We start from the raw sequence: 19,598 nt of genomic DNA, 5'->3' as shown, positions 1-19,598 counted from the left end.
CGCGACGCCGCGTGCCGCCGCGCGCACCGGCGCCCGCACTGCCGCGCGCTGCTCGGCCTGTTCCATGCGCCAGCTCTGCATGCCGCAAGGCCTGCCGCCCGCCGACCTCGCCAAACTCGAAACGCTGATTTGCTCGGCGCGTTCGGTGCATCGCGGGGAAGCGCTGTATCGCAGCGGCGATCGCTTCGACAGTATTTACGCGGTGCGTTCCGGCTCCATGAAAACCGTCATGACGCATCGCGACGGGCGCGAACAGGTGACGGGCCTTCGGCTCGCGGGCGAAGCGCTCGGCCTCGACGGCATCAGCGAAGACCGCCACTCATGCAGCGCGCTCGCGCTGGAGGACAGCACGGTGTGCATCGTTCCCTACACCGCGCTCAAGTCGCTGTGCCGCGAAATCGGCTCGATGCAGGAACGCCTGCACAAACTGATGGGCGAGCAGATCGTGCGCGAAGCCGCTCAAATGATGGTGCTCGGTTCACTCTCGGCGGACGAACGCGTCGCGGCTTTCCTGCTCGACGTGTCCGAGCGCAACGCGCAGCGCGGTTATTCGTGGGCCGAATTCAATCTGCGCATGACGCGCGAAGATATGGGCAGCTACCTCGGCATGACGCTCGAAACCGTGAGCCGCACCCTGTCAAGATTTCAAAAGCGCGGCCTGATCGACACGCAAGGCAAGCATATTCGCATCGTCGATCTGGACGGCTTGCGGCAGGTTTAAGCCGCCAGCCGAGGCGCGGCTCGCGCGCGGCTGCGTCCGTGGCGGCGCTTTTCCCTACGTTTTTCCAGCGGGCCGTTTGCCTTGGCATGGCATCTGCGAGCGGGTACAGTCTTTGTTCAGTCCGTCCCCCGCAAGGAGACCCGGCGAAATGAACCGCGATCCCGGCCCGCATCACCCGCTTGTCCAGCGTCTGATCGACGCGCGTCAAGTCACCGACGCCCTCTTTTCCATCGTCAAGCCCGAATTCCTGTACGAAAGGCCGATCCGCGAACGACACCGGATCGTGTTTTACATCGGCCATCTGGAAGCTTTCGACCGCAATCTGTTCGATCGGCGTCTGTTCGATTTGCCCGCGCTCGATCCGCAACTCGATCAGCTGTTCGCGTTCGGCATCGATCCCGTCGACGGCGGCTTTCCGACCGATCAACCGGGCGACTGGCCTTCGCTCAACACCGTGCATCAGTATGGCTCGCAGGCTCGCGGGCAGATCGACCGCGCGCTGCGCGCGCTCACCGATTCCGCGCGCGTCGAGGCGTCCGCGCAATTGCTGAACGTCGCGATCGAGCATCGCCTGATGCATGCGGAAACGCTCGCGTACATGCTTCATCAATTGCCGCTCGAACAGAAAGTGACCCATCTGCGCGAGGCGGTCGTAACGGGCTCGGGGCGCGCGAACGGCGTGCCGTCGATGGTGAGCGTGCCGGCAGGTTCAGCCGTGCTCGGCATGCCGCGCGAGGGCGGCCGCTTCGGCTGGGACAACGAATTCGGCGAATTGCGTGTCGACGTGCCGGCGTTCGCGATCGACCGCTATATGGTCACGAACGGCGCGTTTCGCGAGTTCATGGAAAGAGGCGGCTACCGCGAGCCGAAGTGGTGGACGCAGAAAGACTGGGCGTGGAAGGAAGCCCAGCACATCGAGCATCCCGCGTGCTGGTCGCGGCGAACGGCGAGCGGCGCGAGCAACGAATGGACGCTGCGCACGATGTTCGACGAAGTGCCGCTGCCGCTCGACTGGCCCGCGTATGTCAGCCACGCCGAGGCCAGCGCGTATGCGCGCTGGGCCGGCAAGGCGCTGCCCACCGAGGCGCAATGGCAACGCGCGTCGCAAGGCGCGCCGCATGCCGGCTCCGGCAATTTCGATTTCCGCAGTTGGGACCCGCGGCCGGTCGACGCCTATCCCGAGAACGTGAGCGCATTCGGCGTGGAAGGACAGTTCGGTAACGGCTGGGAATGGACCTCGACGTTGTTCGACGCGCTACCGGGCTTCGAGGCGTTTCCGTTCTATCTGGGCTACTCCGCCAACTTCTTCGACGGACAGCATTACGTGATCAAAGGCGGCTCGGCGCGCACCGCGCAATGCATGTTGCGGCCGACGTTTCGCAACTGGTTTCAGCCGCGTTATCAGTATGTTTATGCGGGATTCCGCTGCGTGACGGCGTGAGAGGCCAGGCAACGAATGAGCGAAAAGGCCTCGGTTCTTCCACAATCTCGTTCATCCCGCCTGACCTGCCGCCGAGTTGGCGCAAGATCGCCTTCGCGCCTCGCTTCGCGCGCGGCGCCCACAATAGGTAATGGACAAACGCGACATATGTAAGGGAAAAGGGCGACAGCGCGTGTATGCTTCGGCATCTTTGGCGGCCGAACGCATAATAAATGAAACAACTAGTCTTCTGGTTCATGGTGGGATTGCTTCGCATGCTGTCGGTGCTGCCTTACCGGTGGGTCGCGCGAGCCGGCAGCGCACTGGGCGCGTTGTTGTACCGCATTCCCAGCCGGCGCAAGCGCATTGTCCTCACCAATCTGAATCTGTGCTTTCCTGAAAAGAGCGAGTCGGACCGCGACGTCCTGGGCCGCGCGCACTTCCGTCATGTTTTGCGCAGCTACTTCGAGCGCGGCGTGCAATGGTTCGGGACGCCCCACGCGATCGAGCGCCTCGTGCAACTCGAATCCCATATCGACCTTGACGATCCGACGGCGCCTCCCACCATCTTCATGGGATTCCATTTCGTCGCGATCGAGGTCGGCTGCATGCTTTATTCGACCCGCTTTCCCGTCACGGCGCTCTATACGCCGATGTCCGACAAGCGGCTTTGCGCGCTGGCCGCCCGTCAGCGCGGCAGATTCGGCGCGAACATGGTGTTGCGTTCCGACAGCGCGCGCCGGGTGGTCACTCAATTGCGCGCGGGCCAGTCGGTGATGCTGGCCGCGGACATGGATTTTGGCGTCGACAATTCCGTCTTCGCGCCGTTCTTCGGGATTCCCGCGTGCACGCTGACCTCGGTGTCGCGTCTTGCACGCCTCGGCCGTGCCCGGGTCGTCCCTTTCGTCACCGAAGTGCTGCCGGACTACCAGGGCTACAAGATGACGATCTTCGAGCCCTTGAAGGACTTTCCATCGGGCGACGACACGACGGATGCCACCCGCATGAATGCGTTTCTGGAGCAGGAGATCGTCCGGCTGCCCGACCAGTATTACTGGGTGCATCGACGTTTCAAGAATCGACCGGTCGGCATGCCCGCGGTGTACTGACTACACCGGTTATCTGAGCACATGCCGGCATTTTCCGGCGCGCTGGCTTCAACTATTTCGGCGGCCATTGGCTCGTCCGGTTTGGCAGTGCAACGCTGCCGTTGAGAGTGGCCCTCTCGCCTCACTGATGTCTGTGGCCGCTTTGACGCCATAAATGGGTGTGGTTCGCTCGTCGCACGTCGAGCGCAATTGCCGCCGTGAGCACAGGCAGCGCGTGAGTTCAGCGAGAACCACGCGCCAAACATACAAAACAATTACATTTTCCCAATCGCCGTTAGCGCAGCGTAAACCTATTAACGGCCTCGTCGTAATGTTGATAGGAATCATTCGCATTTGTATTGACGACGCTATCTCGATATGCGTACCATTTACACATCCGCGAGCATGCGACTCGCAACATGCGGGCTGCGAACCTCTCTTTTGCGCGTCCCTGGCAGATCCAATCAATAGCATAACTAAATGTTTACAATAAGAACCAACCGATCGATCGAAAGGACCACGCGCCCGGCAACGGCAGTTGCCTTTCCCGTGCGAAAAGCGGCGCTCGCCACAGCCCTCTCCTGGGTTGCGCTAGCCTCGAATCCGGCAAGCGCGGCCGCCGCTCCCGACGCGACACCCGAAGCCCCAGAGGCCGATTTGAACATCCAGGCGCAGCCGACCGGGCAATGGACAGGTCTCTGGACGCGACAGACTCTGCTCGGCGATATGGGCGGCTTACGTCCGTGGCTCGGCAAATACGGCGTGACGTTCCAGTTGACGGAAACCAGCGAATATCTGGCGAATCTCCGTGGTGGCCTGTCGCGCGGCGGCGACTATGACGGCTTGACGACCGTCACGGTGCAGATGGATACGCAAAAGGCGTTCGGACTACCCGGCGGCCTGTTCAACGTCAGCGGCCTGCAGATCCATGGCCGCAACCTGAGCGCGGACCGGCTCGGCACGCTCAACACGGCGAGCGGGATCGAAGCCGAAGGCGCAACACGTCTGTGGGAGTTGTGGTATCAGCAGTCGTTCCTGAACAAGCGCGTCGATGTCAAGGTCGGTCAGCAGAGTATCGACCAGGAGTTCATCACCAGCACCTACGCGGCGACGTTCATCAACACAATGTTCGGTTGGCCCGCACTTCCCTCGTACGACATGCCTTCGGGCGGCCCGGCCTATCCGTTGTCCGCGCTCGGCGTGCGCGTACGCGGACAGATCACGCCTTCGCTTACCGCGCTGGCGGGCGTCTACTCCGGCGATCCGCTCGGCAACGCTTCGACCAACAAGTCGGGCAGCAACTTCAATCTGCACAATGGCGCGTTGTGGATCGGCGAACTCCAGTACGCCATCAATCAACCCGCTGATGGCGAAATGGTCGGCGCCGACAGCAACAGGCTGCCCGGCACCTACAAGATCGGCGTCTGGTACAACTCCAACCGCTTCGGCGACCCGCGCTTCGACAACACCGGCTTGTCGCTCGCGAATCCGGCCTCCACGGGCATCGCGCAGTCGCATCGCGGCAATTACAGCATCTATGCCGTCGCGGATCAGATGGTGTGGCGCCCCGACCCCGACGAAGCCCGCAGCCTCGGCGTGTTTGCACGCGTGATGGGCGCGCCCGATGACCGCAACCTCGTGAGCTTTTCGGCGAACCTCGGCGTCGTACTCAAGGCGCCGTTCAAGGGCCGCGACAACGACAGCGCGGGCCTCGCCGTCACGTACATCAAGGTCGGCAAGCACGCACACGATCTCGATCTGGACAACCGCGCGCTCCTGAACAGCCCCTACGGCGTGCGCACGAGCGAAACCGCGCTGGAAGCCACCTACATCTATCAGGTCACGCCATGGTGGCAGTTGCAGGGCGACGCGCAATACACGTTCAACGCGGGTGCGGGCCAGAACCCGAACGATCCGGCACAGCCGCTGCGCAATACGTTTGTGGTTGGCGTGCGCACCACCATCACATTCTGAGCGACGTCATCTCGCCCGACAATCTCCGACATTAGCAAGCATTCCGAACATGACTGCAAATCAGGCTCCGTGCGTCTGCATGGAAAAAACCGTAACGACCTCGAACCACTTCGCGCGCAAGCTGAAGCGCCATTTGCGCGCGACGGCCCTGCTCGCGGCCGGCGCGGCGGCGCTCGCCGTCACGAGCGCCGCGCAAGCAGAGCCGCGAGGCTTTCTCCAAACGCTGCACCGTAATACGACGCTCATCAACACCGTGCCCGACAACGGCGACCAGAACCCGTATGCGATTGTCGTCGCACCCGTCTCGGCGGGAACGGTGAAGCAAGGCGACGTCCTCATCGACAACTTCAACAACGCGACCAACCTGCAAGGCACGGGCAGCACGATCGTCGACTATCACCCTGATACGAAGCAGATGTCGCTGTTCGCGCAGCTTCCGCGCGATCTGAAGGAATGTCCCGGCGGCGTCGGCCTGTCGACCGCGATGACGATGCTCAAGTCCGGCTGGGTGATCGTCGGCAGCACGCCGAGCAACGACGGCACCACGGGCACCAAGGGCGCCGGTTGCCTCGTCGTGCTCGACCCGCAAGGCAAGGTCGCCTCGACGATCAGCAGCGCCAACATCAACGACCCGTGGGGCAACATGGCCGTCGTCGACAACGGCACGAGCGCCACGCTGTTCGTCAGCATGGCGGGCTTCGGCGTCGGCAGCGCGGACGGCAACCCGCCGGTCTTCAAGCAGGCAACCGTGCTGCGCCTCGATCTCGACATCCCGCAAGGCAAGCCGCCGGTCGTCAGGAAACAAACGGTGATCGCCAGCGGCTTCGGCGCGCAGGCCGACAAAGGCGTGTTCCTGGTCGGTCCCACCGGGCTCGCGCTGTCGGCGGATCAGAAGCTGTTGTATGTGTCCGACGCGATCGGCAACCGCATCAACGAAATCGACGAACCGATGACGCGCGATACAAGCGCGGGCGTCGGCCGCCAGCTCTCGGCCGATGGCCTGCTGCATCGTCCTCTCGCAATGGTGACCGCGCCGAACGGACACCTGCTGGTGACCAACGCGCTGAACGGCCAGGTCGTCGAAATCGTTCCCGACACAGGCAAGCAGTTGTACGCACGCTGGATCGATACCGACAAGGCGCAAACGCCGCCGGGCAACGGAGATCTCTTCGGCCTCGCGATGACCCCGGAAGGCGACGGTTTCTATTACGTGCAGGACGACGTGAACACCCTCGTGCTCGCGAAATAACACCGCCCCGAGCGGGCCATGAAAGCGCACAAGACAGCACCATGACAGATCACTCATCCCCACCGCCGCGCCCGAGCCGGCGCGGCTTCCTGAAGGCGGGCGGCGCCGCCGTCGCGGCGGGCGCGAGCTTCGCCACGAGCGGCGTCGCGCAAGCCGCGTTGACGCGCACGCAGGCCGATGACATGCAGCGCCAGATCGAACCGTTCTACGGCGCGCATCAGGCGGGCATCGTCACGGCGCAACAGGGCCACACCTATGTTGCCGCGTTCGATCTCAAGACAGACAAGCGCGACGACGTGATCGCGCTGCTGCGCGAATGGACGCAGGCCGCCGCGCGCATGACGCAAGGCCAGCCGGCCGCCTCGCTCGACAACGCCGACGACAAGCCAGCCGCCGATTCCGCCGACGTCCTCGGCCTCGGCGCTTCCTCGCTCACGATCACGTTCGGCTTCGGCCCAGGCCTTTTCACTTCGGCGGAAGGCAAGGACCGTTACGGGCTCGCGAGCAAACGTCCCGCGGCGCTCGTCGATCTGCCGCGCTTCAACGGCGATCAACTGATTGCCGAAAAGACCGGCGGCGACCTCTTCGTCCAGGCGTGCGCGAACGATGCTCAGGTCGCCTTCCATGCCGTGCGGCAACTCGCGCGCATGGGCTACGGCGCGATCCAGATGCGTTGGGGTCAGGCGGGATTCCTGTCCGGCCCGAAAGGCCAGACGCCGCGCAACCTGATGGGCTTTAAGGACGGCACGAACAATCCGTCGACGGCCAAGGCGCCGCTGATGAACCAGTTCGTGTGGGCCAGCGCCACCGACGCGCCCTGGATGCAGGGCGGCACCTATACGGTGGTGCGCCGCATCCGCATCACGCTCGAACACTGGGACCAGATGGAACGCGGCTTTCAGGAGCAGGTGTTCGGCCGCCACAAATACAGCGGCGCGCCGATCGGCAAGCCGCATGAATTCGATGCCGTCGATCTGAACGCGCAGGACAAGGACGGCAACAGCCTCATTCCCGAGAACTCGCACGTGCGTCTGTCGAACCAGGCGAGCAACAACGGCGCGCAGATTCTGCGCCGCTCGTATTCGTACAACGACGGCACGAATTTCTATATCGAACGCTGGCCGCCGTGGCGTCAGGAAACCGAATACGACGCGGGTCTCATCTTTATCGCGCACCAGTCCGACCCGCGCACGGGCTTTATCCCGATCAACGAGAAGCTCGCGAAGTTCGACATGATGAACCAGTTCACGACGCACGTCGGCAGCGCGGTTTTTGCCGTGCCGCCCGGCGCGCGCGAAGGTTCGTATATCGGCGCGTGCCTGTTCGAAGCATGAGCGCCGCTCGCCTGTGCACCGCATGAGGCGAGCGGCCAGTCAACAACATCAAGAGGAAGAGTCAAATCATGAACCGTTCATGGGTAGGCGCGCTGCGCCAGGTGGCGCGCGTCGTGTCGCTGTCGCTGTCGATTGCTGTTTCGGCGCACGCCGCGTCGATCACGGTTTACAGCGCGCAGCACGAGCAGGTTGTGGACCTGCTCGCGAAGGACTTCGAGAAGCAGACGGGCATCTCCGTGAAGATCCGCAATGGCGAGGGTCCGGCGCTCGCGGCGCAGATCGTCGCGGAAGGCTCGGCATCGCCCGCCGATGTGTACTTCACCGAAAACTCGCCCGAGCTGATGCTGCTCGAAGAAAAGGGCCTGCTCGGCAAGGTCGATTCCTCCACGCTGACGGTCGTCCCCGCGCGCTTCAGCTCGCCGTCGGGCGAATGGGTCGGCGTGACGGCGCGCGAGAGCGTGCTCGCGTACAACACGACCAAGCTGCAAACGTCGCAATTGCCCACGTCGCTCTTCGATCTCGCCAGGCCCGAGTGGAAAGGCAAGGTCGGCATCGCGCCGAGCGATGCGGATTTCCTGCCGCTGGTGAGCGCGGTCCTCGCCTTGAAGGGCGAAGCGCAGACAGTGCAATGGCTGAAGGGCCTGAAGGCCAACGCGCAGATCTTCGACGACGACGAGGGCGTGGTCGCCGCCGTCAATCGCGGCGGCGTCGCGACGGGCGTCATCAACAATTATTACTGGGCGCGATTGCACACCGAACTCGGCGACAAGGCGACGCGCAGCGCGATCTATCATTACGGCAATGGCGACGTGGGCGGCCTCGTCAACGTGTCGGGCGCGGCGATTCTCCGCACCGCGCACAATGCGGACGGCGCGCAGCAATTTCTCAAGTACCTCGTGAGCGAGCGCGCGCAGACGCTGATGGCAAAGAGCCGCGTCGGCTACGAATATCCGCTGCATGCGGGCGTCCAGCCTGATCCGCTGCTCAAGCCGTTCAACGAACTCCAGCCGCCGTCGCTGACGCTCGAACAGCTCGGCGACGATAGCAAGGCGGGCAAGCTGCTGCGCCAGGCGGGCTTGCTGTAAAGGAACACGTAGGTGAGCGATGTGACTGACATCGGCGAGGCGGTCGCCGCCGACCCGCCTTCGGCGAAAGCCGCGGCGCGCGGCGGCAAGCACGCGCCGCGCGGGTTGCTGGCGGGCTCGGCCGTGAGCGCGCTGCTGGTGCTGCTGCCGCTCGCCTTCACGTTTTATCGCGCGTGGACGGTCGGCTTCAGCGACGCCGTCGATCTGGTGTTTCGTCCGCTCGTGGGCGAACTGCTTGTCAACACGCTGCTCATCACCGTGAGCGCGACGCTGGCTTCGGCTGTCGTCGGCACGGCCGCGGCGTGGTTCATCGAGCGCACGCATGTGCCGGGGCGTCGCGTGTGGGCCGTGCTCACCGCCGCGCCGCTCGCGATGCCCGCATTCGTGTCCAGCTATGCATGGGTGTCGATCAGCCTCGATCTGCAGGACTTCGCGGGCGCGCTGCTCGTCATCACGTCCGCCTATTTCCCACTCGTCTATCTGCCCGTCGCGGCCGCCTTGCGCGGAATGGACCCGGCGCTGGAGGAAAGCGCGCGCGCGCTCGGCTGCGGACGCTGGGCGACGTTCGCGCGCGTCGTGCTGCCGCAACTGCGCCCGGCGCTGCTCGGCGGCATGCTGCTCGTCGCGCTCGGCGTGCTGTCGGAATTCGGCGCTTTCCAGATGCTGCGATTTCGCACGTTCACCACGGAGATCTTCGCGGAGTACCGCACCAGTTTCGACAACAGCGGTGCGTCGCTGCTGGCGTCGCTACTCATTCTGTTGTGTCTCGTATGTCTCGCGTTCGAGTTCCGCGTGCGAGGCCGCGCGCGCTATGAACGCGTCGATCGCGGCGCACGGCGCGCGGCGCTGCGCTACGAGCTGGGCGTGTGGCGCTGGGTAATCGTCGCGGGGTTTGTCGCGTCAGCCGTGATCACGCTGGGCGTGCCGCTCGGCATGATCGGCTTCTGGCTCACGCAGGAAGGCGCGGCGGCCGTCACACCGGCCGAGGTGTCACCCGAACTGCTGTTCAATGCAACGATGTCGTCGGTCGGCTTCGGCCTTGCGGCCGCCGCATTGACGACGCTGCTCGTCCTGCCGCTCGCGTTGCTGCTCGTGCGTTATCCGGGCCGGCTCGCCACCGTGTTCGAGCGCACCGTATTTCTCGCGCAAGGCGTGCCGGGGCTCGTCGTCGCGCTGGCTATCGTCTCGCTCGCCGTGCGCGCATTGCAGCCGCTCTATCAGGGCGCGACACTGCTGGTCATCGCGTACGCGATACTCTTCATGCCGCTCGCGCTCGTCAGCGTGCGTGCCGCGCTGATGCAGTCGCAGCCGCGTCTCGAAGATACGGCGCGCGCGCTCGGCCTCAATGCGGCGCAGACGTTCGTGCGTGTCCTGCTGCCGCTCGCCGCGCCGGGACTGGGTGCCGCGGCGACCATGGTGTTCATCTCGGTCGCGACCGAACTCAACGCCACGCTGCTGCTCTCGCCCATCGACACGCGCACGCTTGCCACGCAAGTCTGGTCCGACACCTCGACGCTCGCGTTCGCCGCCGCGGCGCCGTACGCCGCGCTGCTGACGGGCATCTCGCTGTGCGCGTCGGCACTGCTGTTCGTGCTGCTTGGGCGCTCCTCGCTGCACGGCGATCAAGCCTGACCTTCAATCAATTGACACATGAGCGAACTTCGAATCAGCGGACTGCGCAAGTCGTTCGACGGCCACACGGTTCTGCACGACATCGACCTCGCGGTCGAACGCGGCACGCTGCTCGCGCTGCTCGGCCCGTCTGGCAGCGGCAAAACGACGTTGCTGCGCGTTCTGTGCGGCTTCGAGCGCGCGGACGCAGGGACGATCGAGATCGACGGCAAACGGGTTGCCGGCGACAGCCTTCACTTGCCGGCGGAGCGGCGGCGCATCGGCTATGTGCCGCAGGAAGGCGCGCTGTTTCCGCATCTGTCGGTGGCGGACAACATCGTGTTCGGCCTACCGCGCGGCCAGCGGCGAGCGCGTCATCGCGTCGAGGAACTGCTGAAACTCGTGGGACTTCCCGCCGGCTATGCGCAGCGCGCGCCGCAACAACTGTCGGGCGGTCAACAGCAGCGTGTCGCGCTGGCGCGCGCGCTCGCGCCTTCGCCATCGCTCGTGCTGCTCGACGAGCCCTTCTCTTCGCTCGATGCCGCGCTGCGGACCGAGACGCGCGAAGCCGTCGCTAAAGCGCTGGCGGCGACGGGCGCGACCGCCGTGCTGGTGACGCACGATCAGGCGGAGGCGCTGTCGCTTGGACACGAGGTCGCGGTGCTCTGGAACGGCAAGCTGATCCAGACCGCTTCGCCGCAACGGCTCTATCGGCGGCCCGCGACGCGCGAACTCGCGACGTTCGTGGGCGATGCCGTCCTCCTGCCGGGCATCGCCGGGCACGGCACGGCGACCTGCGCGCTCGGCGCGCTGAAACTGCTGGCGCCTGTACCCGATGGCCGCGTCGAGGTGATGTTGCGGCCCGAGCAGATCCGCATCCTCGCAGAAGACGAAGCATCCGGTCGGGACAGCGTCAGCTTCGAAGCGCTCGTCACCGAGCTGCGTTTCAATGGGCCCGACGCGCGCGTCACGCTGCAAACGCGCGGCGCCTCGCCTGCGTTGATCCGCTCGAGCGTGCCGGGGCATCGCGCGCCGCGCATTGGCGAGTTGTGCCGGCTAACGGTGGATGGCGAAGTGCTGGCCTACGGCGGGGGGGCTTCCTGACTGACAGGTTCGCATGGCGAGTTCGCCAATCGGGCCTGAGCGTCAACCCTGCATCGCCAGTTTGATTGAGATGCGGCGCGCGGTTTGTCGCGGCGACCGCGGCATGACGACCCGCGTCGTATGCATGCTCGCGACATGCGTCGCGGCGTGTTGAAGATCAGCGCGCCGTGTCCCGGCACAAGCGATGTCCTCGCGGACTCGCAGGCGCCAGTTTGCCCCTGCAAACTGGCGCCGTCGTTTCAAGCGCTGAATGGCCTCGCTAACGAGGCGCCCACGCGCATGCGGCGCGGGAAGATGTATCTGCACGTGTCGTCACGCGTCGATGAACCGGCTGCCATGCCGCGAGGCTCGACCTGTGCGAGGGCGAAACTCGGCCAGTGGCGCAATTTCGCCCGGAAGACGGCCTTGGCTTAGGGCCGTCCCGACTTTACGTCGCGCCGATCAATCTGCCGGCGTGGACGTTTTCGAGGTGGCGCGGCGCGCTTCCTCGTCGCGATTGATCGGCTCGGGAATCGACTCGATGCGTCCCATCACGAACACGAACGACACGATGCCGATGACCAGAATCACGCCCGCGACCAGGAACGCGTTGGTGAACGAATTCGTCGCCCCGACGATGAAGCCCGTCACGATCGGCGCGGCCACGCCCATCAGATTGTTGACGAAGTTCATGATGCCGCCGACGGTACCCACACCGCCCTTCGGCGCGATCAGCGACGGCAAGGACCAGCCCACGGGTGCCGCCGCAGCGAGACCGCCAAGCGCAATCGAGATCCACAAGATCGCCCATTCCGGCTTCGTGGTCTGCGTCGCGCCGAACACGGCGAGGCCGAACAGCATGCCCGTCACGAGCACGGCCTTGCGCACGCGCGTCTCATCGTTGCCGCGCGCGATCAGGTGATCGATCAGCCAGCCGCCGACGACCAGATCCGTCACCGTTGCCACGGCCCACGGAATCGCGGCAAAGCCCGCCGACTTCAGAATGCTCATATGCATGGTCTGGACGAGATAGCCCGGCAGCCACGTCAGGAACAGATAGAACGAGTATCCGTAAGCGGCAAAACCGATCGTCAGACCCCAGACCTTGGCTTTCGTCAGCAGATAGCCCAGCATGCCGAACACGCTCGCGCTCGACGTGCCTTCGGGCGTTGCGCCGCCTTGCTGGATGTAGTCGAGTTCAACGGCCGAGAGCTTGCTGTCCTTGCTCGGATCGCGATAAATGACCAGAAACGCAACGAAGTAAGCGAGGCTCAGCAGCGCGGTCACGCCGAATCCCCAGCGCCAGCCGGCATTCACCACGACGACCGCGACCAGCGGCACGCCGATCACATTCGAAAACTTGGCTGCGGCGTCGAAAATGGCCGTGGCCAGCGCGCGCTCCTTGCGCGGAAACCAGTAGCCCGTGGCCTTCGAACTGACGGGGAAGCCCGGCGCCTCGGCGATGCCGAGCACCGCGCGCGCCGCGAACACGCCGCCGAAGCCGCTCGCGAAAACGGTGATGGCGGACGCCATGCCCCACAGAAACGCGCCCCAACGGCCGACGCGCGTCACGCCGAAGCGGTCAAGAAAAAGTCCCGCCGGAATTTGCAGCAACGCGTACGGCCAGAAGAACGCGCTGAACAGCAAACCCATATCGGCGGGCGACAGGTTAAAAGCCTCTTTCATCTGCGGTGCCGCCACCGACAGATTGATCCGATCGAAATAATTGATCAGCACACCAATGCCCAACAACAGGCCAATTGCCCAACGCCGGTTAGGAATGCGTTGCCCGGAAGCATTTACCATCATGGTCTCCTCAAAAGTGTCGTTTTGTCGCCAAAAAGCCGGTCGGCTGGCGCAATGTTGAGACAGCGCTATCTCACGCAGGCTGCATTGAGGCGGGCTGCACTTGCGTGCCGCTACACCATGCCGCTGCCTCCGTGACGATGCTGACAAGCGAGCGCGTGCCGTCAACCGTCAGCGTCAACGGTTCCGTATCGGGCCGCTCCAGCGTCGCGAACTGGCTTTCGACCAGCGACGCGGGCATGAAATGGCTCTCGCGCTGCGCCACTCGCTGCAACGCATCCGGCTGCGAAAGATCCAGAAATACGAAGCCCAGCGACGATGTCGCCGCGCGCAACCGGTCACGGTAGCGCTCCTTGAGCGCCGAACACGCGAGAACGGCACGCTCGCCGCGGCTGGCCACGCGCTGCAGCTCTTCCGACAGGCGGTCGAGCCATCCCGCGCGGTCCTCGTCCGTGAGCGGGATGCCGCGCTGCATCTTGTCGACGTTCGCTTGCGGATGAAATGCGTCGCCTTCGATCAACACGCCGCCGAGCCGGGCGGCGAGCCCCTGCGCCACGCTGCTTTTCCCGCAGCCGGCGACACCCATGACGACGAGCGATGAAATGTGTCCGATCATATGCATCTCCTTGGAGCCGGTGAGACAGCGCTATCTCACGCTTACAAAAAAATATCGCCTGCGCAACCGTGAAGCGGGGCCGTTATCCATCGAGGACAACTAGGATCCGGCCCTATTGCGCAAGGCGTAAGACAGCGCTATCCTAAAGGGATCATGGCGCCTACGACACTCAGGAAAACCCGAAGCACCGGCCGGCCGACCCTCGAAGCCGTTGCCAGGCTTGCAGGCGTCAGCACGATCACAGCCTCGCGCGTGCTGCGTGGTCTGGGCTCGGTCGGGCCAGATTACGTGGAACGGGTCAAGGCGGCGGCGGCGAAACTGAACTATGTCGCGAATCCCGCGGCCCGCGCGCTGGCGTCCTCGCGCAGCATGGCCGTGGCCGTCGTGATTCCGTCGCTGTCGAACACGGTGTTCATCGATGTACTCGAATCGATTCACACGGTGCTTCGCCCGCGCGGCTACGAAATCCTGATCGGCAACTCGCACTACTCGCGTAAAGCGGAAGAAGACCTGATCTGCCACTACCTCGCGTCGCCGCCGAGCGGACTGATCGTCACGGGCTTCGAACGCACGGAAAACGCGCGCCGGCTGATCGAGGCGAGCGAGGTGCCGTGCGTGCACATCATGGAACTGGAAGAGGCCGAAGGCGTGCACTGCGTCGGCTTTTCGCAGGCTCGATCCGGCGAAGCCGTCGCGGAGCATCTCATCGCACGCGGCTGCCGGCGCAACGCGTTCGTCGCCGCCCAGCTCGACTCGCGGATGATGCAGCGTGGGCAAGGCTTTCGCGAGGCGCTGCAACGCAAAGGGCTCTACGACGCCGATCTGGAAGTGCTCACGCCGGCGCCGTCGTCCATCGGACTCGGCGGCGATCTGTTCAGCCAGCTGCTGCAGCGGCGACCGGACGTCGACGGGATTTTTTTCGGCAACGACGACCTCGCGCAAGGCGCGCTGTTCGAAGCTCGCCGTCAAGGCATCGCGATTCCGGATCGGGTCGCGATCGTCGGCTTTAACGATCTGGCTGGCGCGGCCGATTGCGTGCCGCGCCTGACCACGGTTCGCACGCCTCGCGCGGAAGTTGGCCGCGAGGCGTCACATCTTCTGCTCGCGATGATCGACAACGAGCCCATTGCCTCGCCAGTTATCGATCTCGGCTATGAACTGGTGGTTCGGGAGAGTGCCTGAGCCATTGCCGGCCAGACGCGTGACGGCACTCGCGCCTCGGCCTTCCGGGCAAGGCGCGCAAGACCACGCACGCCACGGCACAACCCGTGCGCGCGGAAAATCCATCGTAGGAGGGCGCGTGCCGGGTTCCTGCTAGATCTCGACGCGCGCGCCCACCTCGATCACGCGATTGGCCGGCAGCTTGAAGAATGCCGCAATGTTGCCGACGTTGTGCAGCATCACCGCGAACAGACGTTCACGCCAGAGCGCCATCCCGTGCCCGCGCGTGGGCACGACCACGGCGCGGCTCAGGAACCACGAAGTCTGGTCGCAATCGAACGCGAATTCCACGGACTTGTGTGCGGCAAGCGTGCGCGGCAGGTCAACATCGTCCTTGAATCCGTAGTTGACGACCATGTAATAGCAGCCGGGGCACAGCGGCTCGATCCTGACACGCTCGCTTTCGGCCACCCACGGCACGTCTTTCGTCTTCACGCTCAGGAAGACCACGCGTTCGTGCATCACGCGGTTATGCCTGAGGTTGTTGGCGAACGCATGCGGCACGGCGTCGGCGTTCGGCGTGAGGAAGATGGCCGTACCGCCCACTCGCACGGGCGAGCTTTCCAGCAGCGCCGCAAGGTACGGCTTGAGCGGCTTCTCGCCCGCGCGCACGCGCGCCTCCGCAGCCATCATTTCCCAGCCGCGTCCCCACGTGGCCATGATCGTGAAGACCAATCCGCCGATCACGAGCGGAAACCAGCCGCCGTCCACAATCTTGAGCAGGTTCGCGGAGAAGAACATGGCGTCGATCACAAAGAAGAAAGCCGTCGCGAACACGCACAGCGCCCAGTTGTAATGCCACGCGTAACGCACCACGAAAAACGTGAGGAAGGTCGTGATGAGCATCGTGCCCGTCACGGCGATGCCGTAGGCGGAACCGAGCGCCGTCGACGAGCGGAAGCCGAGCACCGCTGCGACCACCGCGACGAGCAGTATCCAGTTGATGCCGGGCGCGTAGATCTGGCCGATCTCGCGCTCCGAGGTGTGCACGATGTTCATGCGAGGGAGGAACGAGAGCTGCATGGCCTGCATCGCCATCGAGTAGGTGCCCGATATGACGGCCTGCGAGGCGATGACGGTTGCGACTGTCGCGAGCACGATCATCGGCAGGATGGTCCATTGCGGAAAGAGGCGATAAAACGGGTTTTGCACCGCGCCGGGATTCGCGAGCAGCAGCGCGCCCTGGCCGAGGTAATTGAGGGCGAGCGCGGGAAACACCACGCCGAACCACGTGAGCCGGATAGGTTGCTTGCCGAAGTGCCCCATGTCGGCATAAAGCGCCTCCGCGCCCGTGAGCGACAGCACGACCGCGCCCAGCGCGACAAAGGCGAGCCAGCGGTGATGCAGGCAGAACCCGATCCCCTGGAGCGGATTGAGCGCGACGAGCACGACCGGCGCGGTGAGGATGTTGGCGACGCCCGCCACGCCGATCACGACGAACCAGAGCACCATCACCGGACCGAACACGGCGCCGATGCCTCCCGTGCCCCGCTTTTGCATGATGAACAGCACGAGGATCGCGGCGAGCGTCACCGGGATCACATACGTCTTGAGTCTGGGCTCCGCCACCTCCAGGCCTTCCACTGCGCTCAGCACCGAGATGGCCGGCGTGATGACGCTGTCGCCGAAGAAGAGCGCCGCGCCGATCACCCCGACCACAAGCAGCGCGCGACGCAGATGCGGCCGCGACGCGACCGAGGAAGCCGCGAGCGCGAGCAGCGCCATGATGCCGCCTTCGCCGTGGTTGTTGGCGCGCAGGATCAGCGTCACGTACTTGAGCGAGACGACGATCATCAGCGACCAGAAGATCAGCGAGACGATGCCTACGATATTGAAAGCATTGAGCGAGAGCCCGTTGGCGGGATCGAACACCGTGGCAAGCGTGTAGAGCGGGCTCGTGCCGATGTCGCCATAGACCACGCCAAGCGCCGCCAGCGCGAGCGCGGGCATGGCCGGGCGATGCGGGCCGGAGTCGCCAGGGCGAGCGCCCGCCCGCGCGGCGGATGCGGATTGTCCCATGTCTCCCTCCTCATGTTGTTGCAGGCGGCCCGGGATGGCCGCGCAGCTTTCGCTTCGTGTTTCCGCCGCTTCTCTCACGCGAATTTCTTCCTCGTTGCAGCGTCGACATGCTTCGCGTCGTGCGGGTGCCTTTCTTTTGCTTTCTGGTGCTTTCTGGTGCTTTCTGTTGGCGTGCTAGAGCAAGTATAGGAATTTCCCGCGGAAATGCCGCCTCCACCGGGCGGCCAACGCGGTGGCACGGGGGGCGATCAGCTTTCGCAAACCTGTCATCGTGGACGCATTCACCCGAACAATCGAAGACAATCGAGCGGTGTCGAACGGGTATGACATGAAGGAGTACAGAATGCGAACCGGTGTCACGTTTTTCCGCACCACGCGCGCGCGGCGGCCGGATGACGAGAATGACCCTGGCGATGTTTTCGCGTGAGTGGAAGGCGTGAGTGGAAGGCGTGAGTCGAAGCAGTGGGATCGATCGCGAGAATACCTGGGAATCCGTGACAAATGCGAGTCTCTCCTTTGCGATCGACCCGCATCCGCATGAGGTAAATCTCACGCGCGGAAAATCAGGCCGCCACTGACTGATTGACCTCGACCGTGATATGCGACAGACCTTTGAAGCGTGCCAACGCGGCATGGAAAAAAGCCGGGCCATGATGTGCATGATCCGTGTTGACAGACAGAACGGCGCCCATATGACCTGGGCCCAGACGCCAGACATGGAGATCAACAAGCTTGTCGCCGGCGTTCTCGACCGTCTTGCGGACATCCTCGGTCAGGCGCCGATCATGGTTCATGTCCAGCAGAATGGCTCCCGTGTCCCGCATCAGCCCGTAGGACCAGTTTGCGATCACGAGTGCTCCGACGATTCCAGCTAACGGGTCCATCCAGACCCAGCCGAATCGCCACGCGAGCAAGAGGCCAATAATGGTCAGAACCGACACGGCCGCATCGGCGATGACGTGAACATACGCAGCGCGAATATTGTGATCGCGCGACACGTCCGCATGCATCGCCCTGTGATCGTGCTCCTCGAATTCAATGCCATGACGCTCGCCGCCGATCTCAAGAATTGCAGTAAAGGCATGCGGCTCCGGAATTTCCGTGGTTGACTGGAGGAAAGCACCGCGATCGGTGAACCCGAACGTTTGCCGCGCCCCGTCGGCGCGCAGAGTCGTCAATTTGACGGCCTGCGCGCCGGGCTTCCCGATGCCATCCTGACCGCCAATACGAAACACGGGCGGCACACCATCCTCGAATATTGAAAGGATCAAATTGCCCGATTTCGTAGTGACGGGTTTCTCTTCAGGGTCGTGTTCGTGATTGTCATGACCGTGACCGTGGGCGTGACCATGACCGTGACCATGACCATGACCGTGATGATCGCCGCTCAGCAGCCACGCACTCGCGATGTTGACCAACAGTCCGAACACGGCGACGGGGATCGCCTCGCCGAAATGGATCGGCACAGGCGCAAACAGACGCTGCACGGCTTCGTAACCAATCAGCAATGCAATCAGGGCCAGCACGATAGCGCTCGTGAAGCCGGCAAGGTCGCCCAGCTTGCCCGTACCGAACACGAAGCGGGGATCACTCGCGTGTTTGCGGGCGTAGGTGTAGGCCAGCGCCGCAATCAGCATCGCGCCTGCGTGCGTGGACATATGCAAGCCGTCGGCCACGAGCGCGAGCGAGCCAAAAAGACTGCCGCCTGCGATTTCGGCCACCATCATGACGGCACATAGCACGATCATTGCCCAGGTTCGGCGTTCATTCTGTTCGTGAGCAGCGCCCAGAAATATGTGGTCATGCCCCGCGTCGAACGAGGCATCTTTCCAGTCGTTCATTACAACCTCTTCTCTTACCGATCCGGTATTACTTGAAATAGCTGTGCACCACTTCGATGAGTTGTTCCCTTGCGCTTCCCTGATCGGACTCATGCTCGTGTTCCGCATCGACCAGATGGGCGCGGATGTGATCTTCCAGCACGACGGCGAGCAGCCCGTTCATCGCGCCGCGGCAACTCGTGATGAGTTGCAGGACGTCATTGCAGCCACGCTCGTCCTCAAGCGCGCGTTCGATCGCTTCAACCTGGCCCTTGATGCGGCGCACGCGATTAAGCAGCTTCTGCTTTTCGCGAATCGTATGGCTCATCGGCAATTCCATCAATATAGGGTAGGGGGGTATATTACCATCACGTGCTGAACCTGGCCGTCATGACCCGATGAAAAAACCTCTTGTAGATATCGTGACGTGCGCGTAGTTTGCGCAACATGAATCATCGGCCTGGTCGATAGTGTCGCCAGCGCCTCGACAAGATCGGCCGCGCGCCGGATTCGCTAGACACGCATTTCGCGTAGGCCGCGACGAGCCACGA

General features: G+C 63.9%; 15 protein-coding genes. 10 read left to right on the top strand and 5 right to left on the bottom strand.

Annotated elements, in window-relative coordinates:
* Nucleotides 1-64: 64 nt before the first annotated feature.
* The 9 genes from VOM14_RS01535 (at nucleotide 65) to VOM14_RS01495 (ending at nucleotide 11,586) form a co-directional block, all read left to right on the top strand.
* A complete protein-coding gene (locus tag VOM14_RS01535) occupies nucleotides 65-721 on the top strand; it encodes a helix-turn-helix domain-containing protein (RefSeq protein ID WP_327627399.1) in 657 nt (218 codons plus the stop codon).
* A 148-nt stretch (nucleotides 722-869) separates the two neighbouring features.
* The gene (locus tag VOM14_RS01530; protein ID WP_327626894.1) at nucleotides 870-2,162 is read left to right on the top strand and encodes an SUMF1/EgtB/PvdO family nonheme iron enzyme; all 1,293 of its coding nucleotides are present in this window, start codon (nucleotides 870-872) and stop codon (nucleotides 2,160-2,162) included.
* Nucleotides 2,163-2,374: 212 nt separating this feature from the next.
* On the top strand, nucleotides 2,375-3,250 hold the full coding sequence (locus VOM14_RS01525; protein WP_327626893.1) for a lipid A biosynthesis lauroyl acyltransferase: 876 nt from the start codon (nucleotides 2,375-2,377) through the stop codon (nucleotides 3,248-3,250).
* A gap of 528 nt (nucleotides 3,251-3,778) precedes the next feature.
* On the top strand, nucleotides 3,779-5,203 hold the full coding sequence (locus VOM14_RS01520) for a carbohydrate porin (protein WP_442955514.1): 1,425 nt from the start codon (nucleotides 3,779-3,781) through the stop codon (nucleotides 5,201-5,203).
* Between the two features lie 79 nt (nucleotides 5,204-5,282).
* Nucleotides 5,283-6,452 (top strand): hypothetical protein, encoded by a 1,170-nt coding sequence (locus VOM14_RS01515; RefSeq protein WP_327626891.1) that lies wholly within the window; start codon nucleotides 5,283-5,285, stop codon nucleotides 6,450-6,452.
* A 41-nt stretch (nucleotides 6,453-6,493) separates the two neighbouring features.
* Nucleotides 6,494-7,786: an iron uptake transporter deferrochelatase/peroxidase subunit gene (gene efeB, locus VOM14_RS01510; RefSeq protein WP_327626890.1), complete on the top strand. Its 1,293-nt coding sequence runs from the start codon at nucleotides 6,494-6,496 to the stop codon at nucleotides 7,784-7,786.
* A gap of 68 nt (nucleotides 7,787-7,854) precedes the next feature.
* Nucleotides 7,855-8,871, top strand: a complete 1,017-nt coding sequence (locus VOM14_RS01505) for an iron ABC transporter substrate-binding protein (protein ID WP_327626889.1) — start codon at nucleotides 7,855-7,857, stop codon at nucleotides 8,869-8,871.
* A 12-nt stretch (nucleotides 8,872-8,883) separates the two neighbouring features.
* Complete coding sequence (locus VOM14_RS01500; RefSeq protein ID WP_442955502.1) at nucleotides 8,884-10,503, top strand: ABC transporter permease; 1,620 nt, start codon at nucleotides 8,884-8,886, stop codon at nucleotides 10,501-10,503.
* Between the two features lie 18 nt (nucleotides 10,504-10,521).
* Nucleotides 10,522-11,586 (top strand): ABC transporter ATP-binding protein, encoded by a 1,065-nt coding sequence (locus VOM14_RS01495; protein WP_327626888.1) that lies wholly within the window; start codon nucleotides 10,522-10,524, stop codon nucleotides 11,584-11,586.
* Nucleotides 11,587-12,027: 441 nt separating this feature from the next.
* Here VOM14_RS01495 and VOM14_RS01490 read toward each other — a convergent pair whose 3' ends face one another.
* A complete protein-coding gene (locus tag VOM14_RS01490; RefSeq protein ID WP_327626887.1) occupies nucleotides 12,028-13,371 on the bottom strand; it encodes an MFS transporter in 1,344 nt (447 codons plus the stop codon).
* Nucleotides 13,372-13,444: 73 nt separating this feature from the next.
* Nucleotides 13,445-13,987 (bottom strand): gluconokinase, encoded by a 543-nt coding sequence (locus VOM14_RS01485; RefSeq protein ID WP_327626886.1) that lies wholly within the window; start codon nucleotides 13,985-13,987, stop codon nucleotides 13,445-13,447.
* A gap of 153 nt (nucleotides 13,988-14,140) precedes the next feature.
* Here VOM14_RS01485 and VOM14_RS01480 point away from each other — a divergent pair, with 153 nt between their 5' ends.
* Nucleotides 14,141-15,169, top strand: coding sequence for a LacI family DNA-binding transcriptional regulator (locus VOM14_RS01480; RefSeq protein ID WP_327626885.1), 1,029 nt, complete (start codon nucleotides 14,141-14,143; stop codon nucleotides 15,167-15,169).
* 132 nt (nucleotides 15,170-15,301) lie between these two features.
* Here VOM14_RS01480 and VOM14_RS01475 read toward each other — a convergent pair whose 3' ends face one another.
* The 3 genes from VOM14_RS01475 to VOM14_RS01465 form a co-directional block, all read right to left on the bottom strand.
* Complete coding sequence (locus VOM14_RS01475; protein WP_327626884.1) at nucleotides 15,302-17,227, bottom strand: potassium transporter Kup; 1,926 nt, start codon at nucleotides 17,225-17,227, stop codon at nucleotides 15,302-15,304.
* Between the two features lie 563 nt (nucleotides 17,228-17,790).
* Nucleotides 17,791-19,068, bottom strand: coding sequence for a CDF family Co(II)/Ni(II) efflux transporter DmeF (gene dmeF / locus VOM14_RS01470; protein WP_327626883.1), 1,278 nt, complete (start codon nucleotides 19,066-19,068; stop codon nucleotides 17,791-17,793).
* 28 nt (nucleotides 19,069-19,096) lie between these two features.
* On the bottom strand, nucleotides 19,097-19,375 hold the full coding sequence (locus VOM14_RS01465) for a metal/formaldehyde-sensitive transcriptional repressor (protein WP_327626882.1): 279 nt from the start codon (nucleotides 19,373-19,375) through the stop codon (nucleotides 19,097-19,099).
* Nucleotides 19,376-19,598: the final 223 nt, after the last annotated feature.

The organism is Paraburkholderia sp. MPAMCS5 (assembly GCF_036016995.1).
GTDB lineage: Bacteria > Pseudomonadota > Gammaproteobacteria > Burkholderiales > Burkholderiaceae > Paraburkholderia.
This window is presented reverse-complemented; position numbering and strand designations above follow the sequence as displayed.

Bases quoted from the DNA above. Each gene is read 5' to 3' on its own strand.
- VOM14_RS01515 (WP_327626891.1), top strand. From the start codon at position 5,283: ATGGAAAAAACCGTAACGACCTCGAACCACTTCGCGCGCAAGCTGAAG.
- VOM14_RS01485 (WP_327626886.1), bottom strand. From the start codon at position 13,987: ATGATCGGACACATTTCATCGCTCGTCGTCATGGGTGTCGCCGGCTGC.
- VOM14_RS01530 (WP_327626894.1), top strand. From the start codon at position 870: ATGAACCGCGATCCCGGCCCGCATCACCCGCTTGTCCAGCGTCTGATC.
- VOM14_RS01465 (WP_327626882.1), bottom strand. From the start codon at position 19,375: ATGAGCCATACGATTCGCGAAAAGCAGAAGCTGCTTAATCGCGTGCGC.
- dmeF (WP_327626883.1), bottom strand. From the start codon at position 19,068: ATGAACGACTGGAAAGATGCCTCGTTCGACGCGGGGCATGACCACATA.
- efeB (WP_327626890.1), top strand. From the start codon at position 6,494: ATGACAGATCACTCATCCCCACCGCCGCGCCCGAGCCGGCGCGGCTTC.
- VOM14_RS01535 (WP_327627399.1), top strand. From the start codon at position 65: ATGCGCCAGCTCTGCATGCCGCAAGGCCTGCCGCCCGCCGACCTCGCC.
- VOM14_RS01505 (WP_327626889.1), top strand. From the start codon at position 7,855: ATGAACCGTTCATGGGTAGGCGCGCTGCGCCAGGTGGCGCGCGTCGTG.
- VOM14_RS01475 (WP_327626884.1), bottom strand. From the start codon at position 17,227: ATGGGACAATCCGCATCCGCCGCGCGGGCGGGCGCTCGCCCTGGCGAC.
- VOM14_RS01490 (WP_327626887.1), bottom strand. From the start codon at position 13,371: ATGGTAAATGCTTCCGGGCAACGCATTCCTAACCGGCGTTGGGCAATT.
- VOM14_RS01525 (WP_327626893.1), top strand. From the start codon at position 2,375: ATGAAACAACTAGTCTTCTGGTTCATGGTGGGATTGCTTCGCATGCTG.
- VOM14_RS01495 (WP_327626888.1), top strand. From the start codon at position 10,522: ATGAGCGAACTTCGAATCAGCGGACTGCGCAAGTCGTTCGACGGCCAC.
- VOM14_RS01480 (WP_327626885.1), top strand. From the start codon at position 14,141: ATGGCGCCTACGACACTCAGGAAAACCCGAAGCACCGGCCGGCCGACC.